The sequence below is a fragment of the Agrobacterium sp. GW821-FHT14E08 genome, assembly GCF_058803865.1.
The window spans coordinates 163,235-179,121 of sequence record NZ_JBXAPJ010000007.1 but is presented as its reverse complement, the minus strand read 5'-3'; the positions used below and the strand labels follow the sequence as shown (position 1 = coordinate 179,121).

At 59.5% G+C, this 15,887-nt stretch carries 12 protein-coding genes; 10 read left to right on the top strand and 2 right to left on the bottom strand.

The features are described from left to right. Positions 1-9: 9 nt before the first annotated feature. Entirely contained in the window at positions 10-903 is an 894-nt protein-coding gene (locus AC1ROR_RS22045) for an NAD(P)-dependent oxidoreductase (protein WP_498590749.1), read from the top strand. 172 nt (positions 904-1,075) lie between these two features. After that, the gene (locus AC1ROR_RS22040; RefSeq protein WP_498590748.1) at positions 1,076-2,065 is read left to right on the top strand and encodes an aldose 1-epimerase; all 990 of its coding nucleotides are present in this window, start codon (positions 1,076-1,078) and stop codon (positions 2,063-2,065) included. Positions 2,066-2,083: 18 nt separating this feature from the next. Here the strand turns inward: AC1ROR_RS22040 and AC1ROR_RS22035 are convergent, their stop codons facing one another. Then, complete coding sequence (locus AC1ROR_RS22035; protein WP_003522155.1) at positions 2,084-2,545, bottom strand: Lrp/AsnC family transcriptional regulator; 462 nt, start codon at positions 2,543-2,545, stop codon at positions 2,084-2,086. A gap of 167 nt (positions 2,546-2,712) precedes the next feature. Here AC1ROR_RS22035 and AC1ROR_RS22030 point away from each other — a divergent pair, with 167 nt between their 5' ends. After that, positions 2,713-3,426 (top strand): aspartate/glutamate racemase family protein, encoded by a 714-nt coding sequence (locus AC1ROR_RS22030; protein WP_498590747.1) that lies wholly within the window; start codon positions 2,713-2,715, stop codon positions 3,424-3,426. After that, on the top strand, positions 3,427-4,197 hold the full coding sequence (locus tag AC1ROR_RS22025) for a class II glutamine amidotransferase (RefSeq protein WP_142173435.1): 771 nt from the start codon (positions 3,427-3,429) through the stop codon (positions 4,195-4,197). 85 nt (positions 4,198-4,282) lie between these two features. Here the strand turns inward: AC1ROR_RS22025 and AC1ROR_RS22020 are convergent, their stop codons facing one another. Further along, positions 4,283-4,603: a hypothetical protein gene (locus AC1ROR_RS22020; protein ID WP_191856353.1), complete on the bottom strand. Its 321-nt coding sequence runs from the start codon at positions 4,601-4,603 to the stop codon at positions 4,283-4,285. A 36-nt stretch (positions 4,604-4,639) separates the two neighbouring features. Here AC1ROR_RS22020 and AC1ROR_RS22015 point away from each other — a divergent pair, with 36 nt between their 5' ends. From AC1ROR_RS22015 to glgX, 6 genes are all read left to right on the top strand, one after another. After that, a complete protein-coding gene (locus tag AC1ROR_RS22015) occupies positions 4,640-7,102 on the top strand; it encodes a glycogen/starch/alpha-glucan phosphorylase (protein ID WP_035223687.1) in 2,463 nt (820 codons plus the stop codon). Further along, positions 7,102-9,309 (top strand): 1,4-alpha-glucan branching protein GlgB, encoded by a 2,208-nt coding sequence (glgB, locus tag AC1ROR_RS22010; RefSeq protein ID WP_498590746.1) that lies wholly within the window; start codon positions 7,102-7,104, stop codon positions 9,307-9,309. The genes AC1ROR_RS22015 and glgB overlap by 1 nt, the downstream gene beginning before the upstream one ends. Positions 9,310-9,330: 21 nt before the next feature. After that, the gene (glgC, locus tag AC1ROR_RS22005) at positions 9,331-10,593 is read left to right on the top strand and encodes a glucose-1-phosphate adenylyltransferase (RefSeq protein ID WP_035223690.1); all 1,263 of its coding nucleotides are present in this window, start codon (positions 9,331-9,333) and stop codon (positions 10,591-10,593) included. Positions 10,594-10,598: 5 nt separating this feature from the next. Then, complete coding sequence (gene glgA / locus AC1ROR_RS22000; RefSeq protein WP_498590745.1) at positions 10,599-12,041, top strand: glycogen synthase GlgA; 1,443 nt, start codon at positions 10,599-10,601, stop codon at positions 12,039-12,041. Positions 12,042-12,045: 4 nt separating this feature from the next. Next, the gene (locus AC1ROR_RS21995; protein WP_498590744.1) at positions 12,046-13,674 is read left to right on the top strand and encodes an alpha-D-glucose phosphate-specific phosphoglucomutase; all 1,629 of its coding nucleotides are present in this window, start codon (positions 12,046-12,048) and stop codon (positions 13,672-13,674) included. Between the two features lie 238 nt (positions 13,675-13,912). Beyond that, the gene (glgX, locus tag AC1ROR_RS21990; protein WP_498590743.1) at positions 13,913-15,868 is read left to right on the top strand and encodes a glycogen debranching protein GlgX; all 1,956 of its coding nucleotides are present in this window, start codon (positions 13,913-13,915) and stop codon (positions 15,866-15,868) included. The last annotated feature ends 19 nt before the right edge of the window (positions 15,869-15,887 follow it).

The window sequence follows — 15,887 nt, the reverse complement described above, 5'->3', positions numbered from 1 at the left end:
GTGAGCACCATGACCGACAAGAATAAAGTCGCCCTCATCGGCGCAGGCGCCATGGGTGGGGCGATCGGCACGCGGTTGATCGAGACCGGCAATCACCTGACGGTTTTCGATCTGGATGCGGAAAAGGTCGCGGCGCTGACGAGCCTCGGCGCACAGAGCGCGGGTACAGCCGCGGAAGCGGCTTCGGTTTCCGATGTGGTCATCCTCAGCCTCAACTCGCCGAAAATTGTTCGCATCGCCGTCTTCGGCAAGGATGGCGTCGCGGCGGGAGCGAAGCCCGGCACGCTGATCATCGACATGTCCTCCATCGACCCCGAAGCGACCAAGGAACTGGCGGCCGATGCTGCCGAAAAGGGCCTGCGCTGGGTGGACAGCCCCCTTTCGGGCGGTGCGCCCAAGGCGCTCATCGGGCAATTGACGCTGATGGCCGGCGGCACCGAAAAGGATGTGGCCGACGCCCACCGCGTGCTGCAGCATGTCGCCAGCAACTATACCCATATGGGGCCAAGCGGCGCCGGCCAGACGACGAAACTCATCAATCAGGTTCTTTGCGGCCTGAATTTCCTCGCCGTCGCGGAAGCAACCCAGCTTGCGCTGGATGCCGGTGTCGATGCCGCCAAAATTCCCCAGGCGCTGAAGGGCGGCCGCGCCGACAGCGCCATCCTGCAGGAATATATGCCGCGTTACGTGGCGAAGGACTACCGCCGCACCGGCCGCATCGACAATATGGTGAAAGACCTGAACGGCGCGCAGGATCTTGCGCGACGCACCAACACGGCCATGCCCCTGACGGCGCTTTGCGCCGAGGTGCATCGTATGCTGACCGCCGCGGGACTGGGCGGCGAGGACCAGGCCGCGCTCATGGAATTTTTCAGCGGGGCGAAACAAACCTTTCCGGACTGACATTCGCCAAAGGCAAGGCGACCAAATCGGAATTGCCGAACCGGATGCGCAGGTCATGCATCTTTGCTGCTCGGCCATTGCGAAATGTCCCCGCAACGAAGATGATCTGACGAATCGGCGGGGCAACAGGCCCGGTGACCGCAGACGCATGCATGCAAAGGACAATTTCCCGATGACCACCTCTGTGACAGGCACAGGGATTGCCGGTATTGCCATTTCCGGAAATGGTTTCAGCGCCGAGATCGCTTATGAGGGCGCGACCCTTCTGAGCTGGCAACCGCACCTTGCCGAAGGCGGCAAATGTGAAAACCTTGTCGACGGCTATTTGACCCCTGCGGAATTGCAATCCCAGGGCGGCGTGAGAAACGGCATTCTCGCCCCCTTTACCAATCGCATCCCGGACGGCCGGTTCAGTTTTGGCGGAGAGACGCATCAAATAGAGCCGGTGCTTGCCAGCGAAAGCCTCGTTTTCCACGGTTTCGCCAGAGCCCTGCCATTTGCCCTCACCCGGTCTTTCGAAGAGGATGGCGTCCATGTGCTCGTTTTCCGCACGGAGATATCGCCCGGCGACTTCAAGGGTTATCCCTATCATCTCGCCATCGAGGTGGAATACCAATTCTCCGGCCATGACGTCACCATAAACATACGCGGCATCAATGGTGACGACCGGCCGCTGCCCTTCGCCGCCGGCTGGCACCCCTATTTCCGTCTGCCCGGAATGGCGTCCATCGACGATCTCGATCTAAGGCTCCCCTCGCGAACGGCGATCGAGACGGATGAGCATTTGATACCGCTTCTCGACAGGAAAAACGGATTTCTCAAGCGGCGGGACGATGCGACGTTTCTTGCTGCCGCGCCGCTTGCCGGCCATGTGCTCGATGTCTGCTTTACCGATCTGATCGCATCCGAAAATGGACTGTACGAGACACGGCTGGAGAACCGGCGGAACGGATCAAGCCTGACCATCTGGCAGGAGCGTGGCCACATGCATGTCTTCACCGGCGACACGCTTGCCCGCGACAGGCGAACTTCCATCGCGCTCGAACCCGTTGAGACACCCACCAACGCTTTCAACCAGCCGGAACTTGCCGCTGCGATCACCCTTCAACCCGGCGAGACACGAAATTTCCGCTTCGGTTTTCGCTTCGAAACCGCACGCTGAAAAAAGCCAGTGGCCTCATCATATATGTGTCGTTGGCAGCGACGATGACAGCTTCACCGTCTCCATGGAAATATAGGCGGACATGTCGTAAAGCTCGACGCGGCGGAGGATCTGTTTGTAGATCGTATCGTAATATTCGACATTCGGCAGCACCAGCTTCAGAATATAGTCGAAATTCCCGGTCAGCCGGTGAACCTCCACGATCTCCGGTATGGTGCTGACGGCGGCATGGAACCGGTCCAGCCAGTCCTCCGCATGCAGACCTGTCCTCACCAGCAGGAAAACCGTGGTCGGCAAATTGATCTTGCGCCGGTCGAGCAGCGCCATCGTGCCCGTCACATATCCTTCCGCACGCAGGCGCGTGATGCGGCGCGAACAGGCCGATAGCGACAGCGACACTTCCTCCGCAATGTCGGCGAGCGGCGTTTCAGCATTTTCCTGGAGAATCGCAAGGATTCGGCGGTCACGATCATCAATCATCGACAAAGAATGCACAGGTTAACGCAATGGCGCAAGAAATTTGCGACTTTAACACAAAGAGCGCGTTAGTTTTGCATTTACGCCGCGAAATCCCTGCAAAAACGCATGCCGTTTTCGTCCCGGCGATGGCATTCTTATTTTCAATCAAACTTGATAAGGGAACTCTTATGAAACGGATCGGCCTGATCGGCGGCATGAGCTGGGAATCGACCGCAACCTATTACCGGATGATCAATGAGGCCGTGCGTGACAGCCGCGGCGGACTGGTCTCGGCAGACATCGTCATGCATTCGCTCGATTTTTCCGAAGTCGTCGCCCTTCAGAAGGCTGACCGCTGGGATGAGGCTGGCGCGCTTCTGGGCGCCGCCGGCGCACGCCTTGCCAATGCGGGTGCCGATTGTGTGCTCATCTGCACCAACACCATGCACCTCGTCGCGGAAACCGTAGAAAAAATGTCGGGCGTCGCACTCATCGACATTATCGACGAAACCGCCGCAGCCCTGAAGGCGGATGGACGCCGCAAGCCGCTGCTGCTCGCCACCCGCTACACGATGGAACATGGTTTCTACACCGACCGCATGCGCCGCCACGGCGTCGAGGTGGTCGTTCCGGATGCGGAAGACCGGGCTGCGATCCATGACATCATCTTCGGTGAACTTTGCCAGGGCGAGATCAAGTCGTGCTCGCGCGAGCGCTATCTTGCAGTCATCGAGAAGGCCCGCGCACTCAGCGTCGATTCCGTCATTCTCGGCTGCACCGAGATTTCGCTGCTGATCGATCCCGATGCGCTGCCGCTACCGGGTTACGATTCGACCGCCATTCACGCAAAGGCCGCCGTCGGTTTCGCACTCGGAAACAAGGCCCTGAACAGGGCCGCATGAATGTGTCGCCTCTTTGCCTATTCCGGTAAACCTGTCTGGCTCGACAGTCTTCTGATCGAGCCGGAAGCATCGCTGGTCAGCCAGTCCATGGCCGCGCGGGAAGCAAAGACCGTCGTTAATGGCGATGGTTGCGGTCTTGGATGGTATGGCGAACGCGGAACGCCCGGCGTTTTTCGCGATACCAGACCCGCCTGGTCCGACGCCAATCTGGCCGCCCTTTGCCATCAGCTTCGCTCGGGCATGTTCATGGCCCATGTTCGCTCCGCCACATCGGGCGAGGTATCGCGCGCCAATTGCCACCCCTTCGCGCATGGGCGGTACCTGTTCATGCATAACGGCCAGATCGGCGGTTACGAACAGATCAGGCGCGATATCGATTCCCTCATTCCCGACGATATCTACGCCTCCCGGCGCGGCACCGGCGACAGCGAAGCCATTTTCCTGATCGCCGCCGGCCACGGGCTTGATAGAGACCCGGTCCGGGCCATTTCCACCGCGCTGCGCCTCTGCCAGGAACGGATGATCGCCGCTGGCGTATCTTCCGCGCTGAGATTCAGCGCCGTGCTGATGGATGGCGATTGCCTGCATGCCTTCCGCTGGTCCAGCGATGACAAGCCGCCGACACTTTACTGGCGTGGTCTCGATGAGGGCATCGCGCTGAGTTCGGAGCCCTTTTCCTTCGATTGCACCCCCTGGTGCGCCGTTCCGCCAAATACAAGGGTGACGATCCGCGCCAGCGAGATGAAGACCGAACCATTTTTTCCGGCATAAATCTCGTATTTCCCCCTGATCAGGGCCGGTTTTGAGACCGTAGCCGCCGCCGGCCTGTGCCGCGGCGGCACCGCCTCGTTTATTTTCATTGAATTTTCTCAGCCGCGAAGGCTAGTGTGTGATCCGATAGACCGAAACAGATTTCAGGACCGGTGAACCATTTCGATAGTGTTGCAGCTTCTCTCCCTTTCTTGAACGATGCCCGGCATCGCAACGACCACGCAAACCCGTTCATGAACGGCGCAAAAAGAGCGCGCAATGCCTTCGGCGACCCTTTGGGCGCTGAGGGAAAAGTCTTATTTTTCATTACATTAAGCTGTTCAACTTTCCGGAAAAATTGCTGTTGCCACGCCTCCATATCGATGCATAAACTGGCATCAGCAAAGGCAAACCGGATCGACCTCATCAGACCCTCTCCTCCCACCAAGGTGCTGACCGACCAATGATCAATAATCTCAACGCCGCCGATCTTCCCCGCCCCGCCCCGCGCAGTTCCAATCCGGAAATCATGGCGGCGGAAATCATCGAGCGACTGACCTACCGCATCGGCAAGGACGTCAAGGTCGCCAAGCCGCATGACTGGCTGACCGCAACCATTCTCGTCGTCCGCGACCGCATCATCGACAAATGGATGGAATCCACCCGCAAGGCCTATCAGAACAATTCCAAGCGCGTTTATTACCTGTCGCTCGAATTCCTGATCGGCCGTCTCATGCGCGACGCCATCTCCAATATCGGGCTGATGCACGAAATCCGGGATGCGCTTTCCTCGCTCGGCGTCGATCTGGATGTCATTGCCGGGCTGGAGCCGGATGCCGCACTCGGAAATGGCGGTCTTGGCCGTCTCGCGGCCTGCTTCATGGAATCGATGGCGACCGTCGATATTCCCGCCTATGGCTATGGTATCCGTTACGTGCACGGCCTTTTCCGCCAGCAGATGGCGGATGGATGGCAGGTGGAACTGCCCGAGACCTGGCTGGCGCACGGCAATCCCTGGGAATTCGAACGCCGGGAAAGCTCCTATGAAATCGGCTTCGGCGGATCGGTGGAGACCATCGGCGGCTATGAAGATCCGCAGCGTTTCGTCTGGAAACCGGCCGAACGCGTGATCGCCATGGCATATGACACGCCGGTCGTCGGCTGGCGCGGCACGCGTGTCAACACATTGCGCCTGTGGTCGGCGCAGCCGATCGACCCCATTCTGCTTGCCGCCTTCAACGCCGGCGACCATATCGGCGCATTGCGTGAGAGCAACAAGGCGGAAAGCCTGACACGGGTTCTTTATCCTGCGGACGCGACGCCGGCAGGCCAGGAACTGCGCCTGCGGCAGGAGTTTTTCTTCTCCTCCGCCTCATTGCAGGACATTCTGCGCCGCCACCTGCAGCAATATCCTGATTTCACATCGCTGCCCGAGAAGGTTTCGATCCAGCTCAATGATACGCACCCGGCCATTTCCATTGCCGAAATGATGCGTCTTCTGTGCGATGTGCACGGTCTGGAATTCGACGAGGCCTGGACGATCACCCGGGGAACCTTCTCCTATACCAACCACACGCTTCTGCCGGAGGCTCTGGAAAGCTGGCCGGTGCCTCTGCTGGAACGGCTGCTGCCGCGGCACATGCAGATCGTCTATGCGATCAACGCCAACACCCTGGTTTATGCCCGCAAGGAAAAGAAGATGCCGGATCAGCAGATCCGCTCCATCTCGCTGATCGACGAGGGTGGTGAGCGCCGCGTGCGCATGGGCAATCTCGCTTTCATCGGTTCGCATTCCATCAACGGTGTTTCAGCGCTTCATACCGAGCTGATGAAGGAAACGGTCTTCGCCGACCTGCACAGCCTCTATCCCGACCGCATCAACAACAAGACCAACGGCATCACGCCACGCCGCTGGCTGATGCAATGCAATCCCGGCCTGACAGGGTTGATCAGGGAAGCGATCGGCGACGATTTCCTCGATGATGCAGAAAAGCTGACAGCGCTCGACCGTTTCGCCGACGATGCCGGTTTCCGTGCGAAATTCGCCGAAGTGAAGCGTCTGAACAAGGTGCGGCTTGCCAATACGGTGGCGCAGCGCATGGGCATTCGTGTCGATCCTTCGGCCATGTTCGATATCCAGATCAAGCGTATTCACGAATATAAACGCCAGCTCCTGAACCTCGTGGAAACGGTGGCCCTTTACGACCAGATCCGTTCCCACCCGGAACTGGATTGGGTGCCGCGCGTTAAGTTCTTCGCAGGCAAGGCGGCGCCGAGTTATCACAACGCGAAGCTGATCATAAAGCTTGCCAACGATATTGCCCGGGTCATCAACAACGATCCGGCCGTGCGCGGGCTCCTGAAAGTGGTGTTTATTCCGAACTATAACGTCTCGCTTGCGGAAATCATGGTTCCGGCGGCCGATCTTTCCGAACAGATCTCGACGGCGGGCATGGAAGCCTCGGGCACCGGCAACATGAAGTTCGCCCTGAACGGCGCTCTCACCATCGGCACGCTCGATGGAGCCAATGTTGAAATGCTCGAACATGTGGGTGACGATAATATCGTCATCTTCGGCATGACGGCGGAAGAAGTGGCCAAGGCACGCGCCGAAGGACACAATCCCCGCGCGATCATCGAACAATCGGCGGAACTGTCGCAGGCGCTGTCATCCATCGCGTCCGGCGTGTTCTCTCCCGATGACCGCTCGCGCTTTTCCGCTCTGATCGACGGTATTTACAATAGCGACTGGTTCATGGTCGCCGGCGACTTCGACGCCTATGCCAATGCACAGCGCGAGGTGGACGCCATCTGGAGCAATCCGGATAGCTGGTATGCCAAAACAGTCCGCAACACGGCACGCATGGGCTGGTTCTCGTCCGACAGGACGATCCGGCAATATGCCGCCGACATCTGGAGAGCCTGATGAAAAAACCGCTCAATTCGGCCGAAGAGAAAAAGACTGGCGCTGTCACAAAGGCTGAAATCGAGGCGATCAAGAGCGGTTTGCATTCCAATCCCTTTGCCCTTCTCGGTGTTCACGAAACGCCGGAAGGGTTTTCCGCGCGCTGTTTCATCCCCGGCGCCGAAGAAGTGTCCGTCCTCACGCTCGACGGCAATTTCATCGGCGAACTGAAGCAGCTCGATCCGGAAGGCTTTTTCGAAGGCTCGGTCGATCTCACGTCACGCCAGCCGGTGCGTTATCGGGCCGGCCGTGACGATGCGGAATGGGCGGTGACGGACCCTTACAGCTTCGGTCCGGTTCTCGGGCCGATGGATGATTATTTCGTCCGCGAGGGTTCGCATCTGAGGCTCTTCGACAAGATGGGCGCGCATCCCCTCAAGCTCGAGGGCGTGGAAGGTTTCCACTTCGCCGTCTGGGCGCCCAATGCCCGGCGCGTTTCCGTTGTCGGCGACTTCAACAATTGGGATGGGCGCCGGCATGTGATGCGCTTCCGCAAGGATACCGGCATCTGGGAAATCTTCGCGCCTGACGTCTATGCCGGCTGTGCCTACAAGTTTGAAATCCTTGGCGCGAATGGCGAGCTTCTGCCGCTGAAGGCCGACCCCTATGCGCGGCGTGGCGAATTGCGGCCGAAAAACGCCTCCGTCACCGCGCCGGAACTGACGCAGAAATGGGAAGACCAGGCCCACCGCGAACATTGGGCGCAGGTGGACCAGCGCCGCCAGCCGATCAGCATCTACGAGGTTCATGCCGGCTCCTGGCAGCGACGCGAGGACGGCACCTTCCTCAGCTGGGACGAGCTGGCCGCGCAGCTCATCCCCTATTGCACCGATATGGGCTTCACCCATATCGAGTTCCTGCCGATCACCGAACATCCCTACGACCCCTCCTGGGGATACCAGACGACCGGCCTTTATGCCCCGACCGCCCGCTTCGGCGATCCGGAAGGTTTCGCGCGTTTCGTCAACGGCGCACACAAGGTCGGCATCGGCGTGATTCTCGACTGGGTTCCGGCACATTTTCCGACCGACGAGCATGGCCTGCGCTGGTTCGACGGCACGGCGCTTTACGAACACGCCGATCCCCGCCAGGGTTTTCATCCGGACTGGAACACGGCCATCTATAATTTCGGCCGAGTCGAGGTCATGTCCTACCTCATCAACAATGCGCTGTACTGGGCCGAGAAATTCCATCTCGACGGCCTGCGCGTCGATGCGGTCGCCTCGATGCTCTATCTCGATTATTCCCGCAAGGAAGGCGAGTGGATCCCCAACGAATATGGCGGTCGCGAGAACCTCGAATCCGTCCGCTTCCTTCAGAAGATGAACTCGCTCGTTTATGGCACCCATCCAGGCGTCATGACGATCGCCGAGGAATCCACCTCCTGGCCGAAAGTGTCCCAGCCGGTCCACGAGGGCGGTCTCGGTTTCGGCTTCAAGTGGAACATGGGCTTCATGCACGACACGCTGAGTTATTTCTCGCGCGAGCCGGTGCATCGCAAGTTCCACCATCAGGAACTAACCTTCGGCCTGCTTTACGCCTTCACAGAAAATTTCGTGCTGCCGCTTTCCCATGACGAGGTGGTGCACGGCAAGGGATCGCTGATCGCCAAGATGTCCGGCGACGACTGGCAAAAATTCGCCAATCTGCGATCCTATTACGCTTTCATGTGGGGTTACCCCGGCAAGAAGCTGCTGTTCATGGGGCAGGAATTCGCGCAATGGAGCGAGTGGAGCGAAAAGGGATCGCTCGACTGGAACCTGCGCCAATATCCGATGCATGAGGGCATGCGCCGCCTCGTGCGCGATCTCAACCTCACCTACCGTTCGAAAGCCGCCCTGCACGCCCGCGACTGCGAGCCGGAAGGTTTCCGCTGGCTGGTGGTCGATGACCACGACAATTCCGTCTTCGCCTGGCTGCGCATGGCACCGGGCGAAAAACCGGTGGCGGTCATCTGCAATCTCACGCCGGTTTACCGGGAAAACTATTATGTGCCGTTGCCTCAGGCGGGGCGGTGGCGGGAGATTCTCAACACCGATGCCGAAATCTACGGCGGCAGCGGCAAGGGAAATGGCGGACGCGTTCAGGCGGTCGATGCCGGCGGAGACATCGGGGCGATGCTGGTCCTGCCGCCTTTGGCGACGATCATGCTCGAACCGGAAAACTGACAGACAGAGAGGGAGGACACCATGTCGGAAAAAAGAGTTCAGCCACTGGCGCGTGATGCAATGGCCTATGTCCTCGCGGGCGGCAGAGGAAGCCGCCTGAAGGAGCTGACAGATCGCCGGGCCAAACCCGCCGTCTATTTCGGCGGCAAGGCGCGCATCATCGATTTTGCGCTTTCCAACGCGCTCAATTCCGGCATTCGCCGCATCGGCGTCGCGACCCAATACAAGGCGCACTCGCTTATCCGCCACCTGCAGCGCGGCTGGGACTTCTTCCGTCCCGAGCGTAACGAAAGCTTCGATATTCTGCCGGCCTCCCAGCGCGTTTCCGAAACGCAATGGTATGAAGGCACGGCCGACGCCGTCTACCAGAACATCGACATCATCGAGCCCTATGCGCCGGAATATATGGTCATTCTGGCCGGCGACCATATCTACAAAATGGACTACGAATACATGCTGCAGCAGCATGTGGATTCCGGCGCTGACGTAACAATCGGCTGCCTGGAAGTGCCGCGCATGGAAGCGACCGGTTTCGGCGTGATGCATGTGAACGAAAAAGACGAGATCATCGATTTCATCGAGAAGCCGGCCGATCCGCCGGGCATTCCCGGCAATGAGGGCTTCGCGCTCGCCTCGATGGGCATCTACGTCTTCCACACGAAATTCCTGATGGAAGCCCTGCGCCGCGACGCCGCCGACCCGACCTCCAGCCGCGATTTCGGCAAGGACATCATTCCCTATATCGTCAAGCACGGCAAAGCCGTCGCCCACCGCTTCGCGGATTCCTGCGTGCGTTCGGATTTCGAACACGGACCCTACTGGCGCGATGTCGGCACCATCGATGCCTATTGGCAGGCCAATATCGACCTGACCGATGTGGTGCCGGACCTCGACATCTACGACAAGTCCTGGCCGATCTGGACCTATGCGGAAATCACCCCGCCGGCGAAATTCGTGCATGACGATGAGAACCGACGCGGTTCGGCCGTGTCTTCGGTCGTCTCCGGCGACTGCATCATTTCCGGTGCCGCTCTCAACCGCAGCCTTCTGTTCACGGGCGTGCGCGCCAATTCATACTCCCGCCTTGAGAATGCCGTAGTACTGCCGAGTGTGAAGATCGGACGTCATGCCCAGTTGAGCAACGTCGTCATCGATCATGGCGTGGTCATTCCGGAAGGACTGATTGTAGGAGAAGACCCAGAACTGGATGCCAAACGTTTCCGCCGCACTGAAAACGGCATTTGCCTTATCACCCAATCGATGATCGACAAGCTGGACCTGTAGAGCCCATGAATGTCCTTTCGGTTTCATCCGAAATTTATCCCCTGATCAAGACCGGAGGGCTCGCCGACGTTGCCGGCGCGCTCCCCATCGCGCTCGAAGCCTATGGCGTCAAAACGCGGACCTTGATACCCGGCTATCCGGCGGTGAAAGCCGCCGTGACGGACCCCGTCAAATGTCTGGAATTTTCCGATCTGCTGGGCGAAAAGGCCGACGTGCTCGAAGTGCGGCATGAGGGGCTCGACCTCCTCATTCTCGATGCGCCCGCCTATTACGAGCGTTCCGGCGGCCCCTATCTCGGCCAGACGGGCAAGGACTATCCTGATAACTGGAAGCGTTTTGCGGCGCTGTCGCTGGCGGCGGCGCGCATCGGTGCCGGAGCCCTTCCCGGCTGGCGGCCGGATATGGTGCATGCCCATGACTGGCAGGCGGCGATGACACCGGTCTATATGCGTTATGCCGAGACACCGGAAATTCCGAGCCTTCTCACCATTCACAATATCGCCTTTCAGGGTCAGTTCGGCGCCAATATCTTCAGCAAGCTCGAATTGCCCGCCCATGCTTTCGGCATGGAAGGCATCGAATATTACAACGACGTGAGTTTCCTCAAAGGCGGCCTGCAGACGGCGACGGCGCTCAGTACCGTCAGCCCCTCCTATGCGGAGGAAATCCTGACCCCGGAATTTGGCATGGGGCTGGAAGGGGTGATCGGCAGTCGTTCCCATGTGCTGCACGGCATCATCAACGGCATCGACGCCGATGTCTGGAACCCGGCCACCGACCATCTGATCCACGACAATTATTCCGCCGCAAACCTGAAGAACCGCGCATTGAACAAGAAGGCGGTCACCGAGCATTTCCGTATCGATGAGGATGACAGCCCGCTTTTCTGCGTCATCTCCCGCCTGACCTGGCAAAAAGGCATCGACCTCATGGCGGAAGCCGTGGACGAGATCGTTACCCTCGGCGGTCGCCTCGTGGTTCTGGGAGCCGGCGATGTGGCGCTGGAGGGTGCGCTTCTGGCGGCGGCATCCCGCCACCATGGCCGCGTCGGCGTGGCTGTGGGTTATAACGAACCCCTGTCGCATCTCATGCAGGCGGGCTGCGATGCGATCATCATTCCTTCGCGCTTCGAGCCCTGCGGGCTTACCCAGCTTTACGCGCTGCGTTACGGCTGCATTCCGGTCGTCGCCCGCACCGGCGGCCTCAACGATACCGTAATCGACGCCAACCACGCCGCCGTCGCCAGCAAGGCGGCGACCGGCGTGCAGTTTTCCCCTGTCACGCTGGACGGTCTCAAACAGGCGATCCGTCGGACCGTCCGTTATTATCACGACCCGAAACTATGGACACAAATGCAGAAGCTCGGAATGAAATCCGATGTTTCCTGGGAAAAAAGCGCCGGTCTCTACGCCGCGCTTTACAGCCAGCTTATTTCGAAAGGCCATTGAAACAATGATCAAGACTGTTCAGACGAAGCCCTATCAGGACCAGAAGCCGGGCACATCCGGCCTGCGCAAGAAGGTGCCAGTCTTCGCCCAGGAAAATTACGCCGAGAACTTCATCCAGTCGATCTTCGACGCGCTTGAGGGTTTTCAGGGTCAGACGCTGGTGATCGGCGGCGACGGCCGTTATTACAACCGCGAAGTTATCCAGAAGGCGATCAAGATGGCCGCCGCTGCCGGTTTCGGCAAGGTGCTCGTCGGTCAGGGCGGCATTCTCTCCACGCCTGCCGCCTCCAACATCATCCGCAAATACAAGGCCTTTGGCGGCATCGTGCTTTCCGCAAGCCACAATCCAGGCGGCCCGAACGAAGATTTCGGCATCAAATACAATATCGGTAATGGCGGCCCGGCCCCTGAAAAGATTACCGACGCGATCTATGCCCGCTCAAAGGTCATCGACAGCTACAAGATTTCCGATGCCGCCGATATCGATCTCGACAAGGTGGGCAACTTCAAGGTGGATGAGCTGACGGTCGAGGTTATCGACCCGGTCGCCGATTACGCCGCTTTGATGGAGGAACTCTTCGATTTCGCCGCCATTCGCGCCCTGATCGCCGGCGGCTTCAAGGTGGTGGTCGATTCCATGAGCGCCGTCACCGGCCCCTATGCCGTGGAAATCATCGAAAAGCGTCTTGGCGCACCGAAGGGCTCGGTCCGCAACGCCACGCCGCTGCCGGATTTTGGCGGCCACCACCCCGACCCAAACCTGGTGCATGCCAAGGAGCTCTATGACGATGTCATGAGCGCGGAAGGTCCCGATTTCGGCGCGGCGTCGGATGGCGACGGCGATCGCAACATGGTCGTCGGCAAGGGCATGTTCGTCACGCCGTCCGACAGTCTGGCGATCATCGCCGCCAATGCGAAACTCGCACCCGGTTATGCGGCCGGCATTTCGGGTATCGCCCGCTCCATGCCGACCAGTGCGGCAGCGGACCGCGTTGCCGAAAAGCTTGGCCTTGGCATGTATGAGACACCGACCGGCTGGAAATTCTTCGGTAACCTCATGGATGCCGGCAAGGTGACGATCTGCGGTGAAGAAAGCTTCGGCACCGGCTCCAACCATGTGCGTGAGAAGGATGGCCTGTGGGCCGTTCTGTTCTGGCTGAACATCGTCGCCGCCCGCAAGGAAAGCGTAAAGGACATCGTCACCAGACACTGGGCCGAATATGGCCGCAACTATTATTCCCGCCACGACTATGAGGAAGTGGATTCGGACGCCGCCAACACGCTGGTCGCAACGCTGCGCGAAAAACTCGCCACGCTGCCCGGCACCAGCTACGGCAATCTGAAGGTCGCGGCTGCGGATGATTTTGCCTATCACGATCCGGTCGATCAGTCCGTGAGCAAAAATCAGGGCATCCGCATCCTGTTCGAGGGCGGTTCGCGTATCGTATTGCGCCTTTCCGGCACCGGAACGGCAGGGGCCACACTCAGGCTTTACGTCGAACGCTACGAGGCGGATGCGGCCCGTCACGGCATAGAAACCCAGGAGGCGCTCGCCGACCTGATTTCCGTTGCCGATACGATCGCCGGCATCAAGGCCCATACCGGCCGCAACGAACCGAGCGTTATTACGTAAGGTTACCGAGGCGCTTGCCTCTTCCGGAAGAGAGAGCGCCGCGCAATACGATGGCGTTTGGCAAGGCAGCTTATCGGGGTGACACACCCTTCGCCACATTCGGCGTCATCCTCGGGCTTGACCCGAGGATGACGGAAGAGAGGTTTCAGCCCTTTGGGAGTTTGGGGTGAAAGGATAAGCCTCCTCCAACCCTGCCGACGCGTTTGAGAAGAAACATCATCCCCCGGAGACACAGACCATGCAGACACCATCCGTTTTCCCCAAAGGTGCGATCCAGACGGAAAACGGCACGGAATTCACGGTCTATTCCCGGCACGCCTCACAAATCGATCTCTGCCTTTTCGATGCAACGGGCGAAAAAGAGATAGCCCGTTTGCCGATGTCGCGCGGTGAGAATGACATTCACCGGCTGACGGTCACAGAAGCTGGCCCCGGCACGCGATACGGCTTCCGTGCCCACGGCATTTACGCTCCCGAACATGGTCTCTGGTTCGATCCCTCAAAACTGCTGCTCGACCCCTACGCGACACAGATAGACCGGCCGTTCCGGCATGATCCGGCGCTTTATGCCTTTGGCGAGGAAACAGGCGCGGTCATGCCAAAGGCTATCCTTTCAGAGTATGAGCCGCTCAAGCGCCAGCCGCCGCTTTTTACCGAGGGCGGGCTGATTTACGAACTTTCAGTCAAATCCTTCACCAGATTACACCCGCAAGTGCCGGAAGAGTTGAGAGGCACCGTGGCGGCGCTGGCCCACCCCGCCATTGTTGCACACCTAAAAAAAATCGGCGTCGATGCGGTGGAGCTGATGCCGATCACCGCCTGGATCGATGAGCGCCACCTGCCGCCGCTCGGCCTTTCCAATGCATGGGGCTACAATCCGGTCGGCTTCATGGCGCTCGATCCGCGCCTCTGCCCCGGCGGTGTGCGCGAGTTGTGCGACACGGTCACCGCACTGCATGCGCAAGGCATCGGCGTCATTCTCGATCTGGTCTTCAACCATACCGGTGAAAGCGACAGCGCCGGCTCCATCCTGTCATTGCGTGGGCTGGACAATCTCACTGCCTTTCGCCACCCGCAGGATAAGCCCGGCGTGCTGGTCAACGATACCGGCACCGGCAATACGGTTGCCTGCGATCATCCCTACATTCGCCAGCTCGTCATCGATTCACTTCGGCATTTCGTTCTGAATGCGGGCATAGACGGCTTCCGCTTCGATCTCGCCCCCATTCTCGGAAGAACCGCGAGCGGCTTTGACATGGCAAGCGAAACGCTGGCGGCCATGCATTCGGACCCCGTGCTTTATGACCGTGTGCTGATTGCCGAACCATGGGATATCGGGCCCGGAGGTTATCAGCTGGGTAATTTTCCTGAAAGCTTTCTGGAATGGAACGACCGCGCCCGTGACGATATGCGCCGGTTCTGGCGCGGTGATGCGGGAACGACCGGCGCCTTGGCTAATGCGCTCTCCGGCTCTTCGCCGATCTTTTCTCGCCACGGCCGCTCCGGCACCCGCAGCGTCAATTTCCTTGCCGCCCATGACGGTTTTACCCTGTTCGATCTTGTCAGCCACGAACACAAGCACAATGAGAAAAACGGCGAGAACAATCGCGATGGCCACAATGAAAATCACTCCTGGAACAATGGTATCGAGGGTCTGACCGATGATCCTGCCATTGTCGCCGCGCGCATTGCCGATGTGAAAGCGCTGCTTTCCACGCTTTTCGTCAGCCGTGGAACATTGATGCTGACCGCCGGCGATGAGGGCGGCCGCAGCCAGCACGGCAACAACAATGCCTATTGCCAGGATAACGACATCACCTGGGTCGACTGGTCGTCGCTCTCACCCGAACTGATCGATCACACGGCGTTCCTTTCCACACTTCGCAAAAGGTTCGGCGTTTTTTCGCAAACCGGCTTTTTCTCCGGCAATGGCGACGTGGAATGGCTTGCGCCAGGCGGCAAACCGATGACGGTGGAAGAATGGGAAAGACCGGACGGGACGGCATTTGCCATGGTGCTCTCCACCCCGGATCATGAAACCGGGGACGACGCCGAGCTTGCCGTTCTCATCAACCGCGGCCGCAAGATCGTTCCCTTCACCCTGCCCGGCGATGGCTGGCGGGCGATCGGTACGGATTTCGGCAATCCCGCCTTCCTTCCCGCCCGCTCTGTGGTGTTTTATCGACGCGGTTGATCGCCTGGCCCCGGCACCT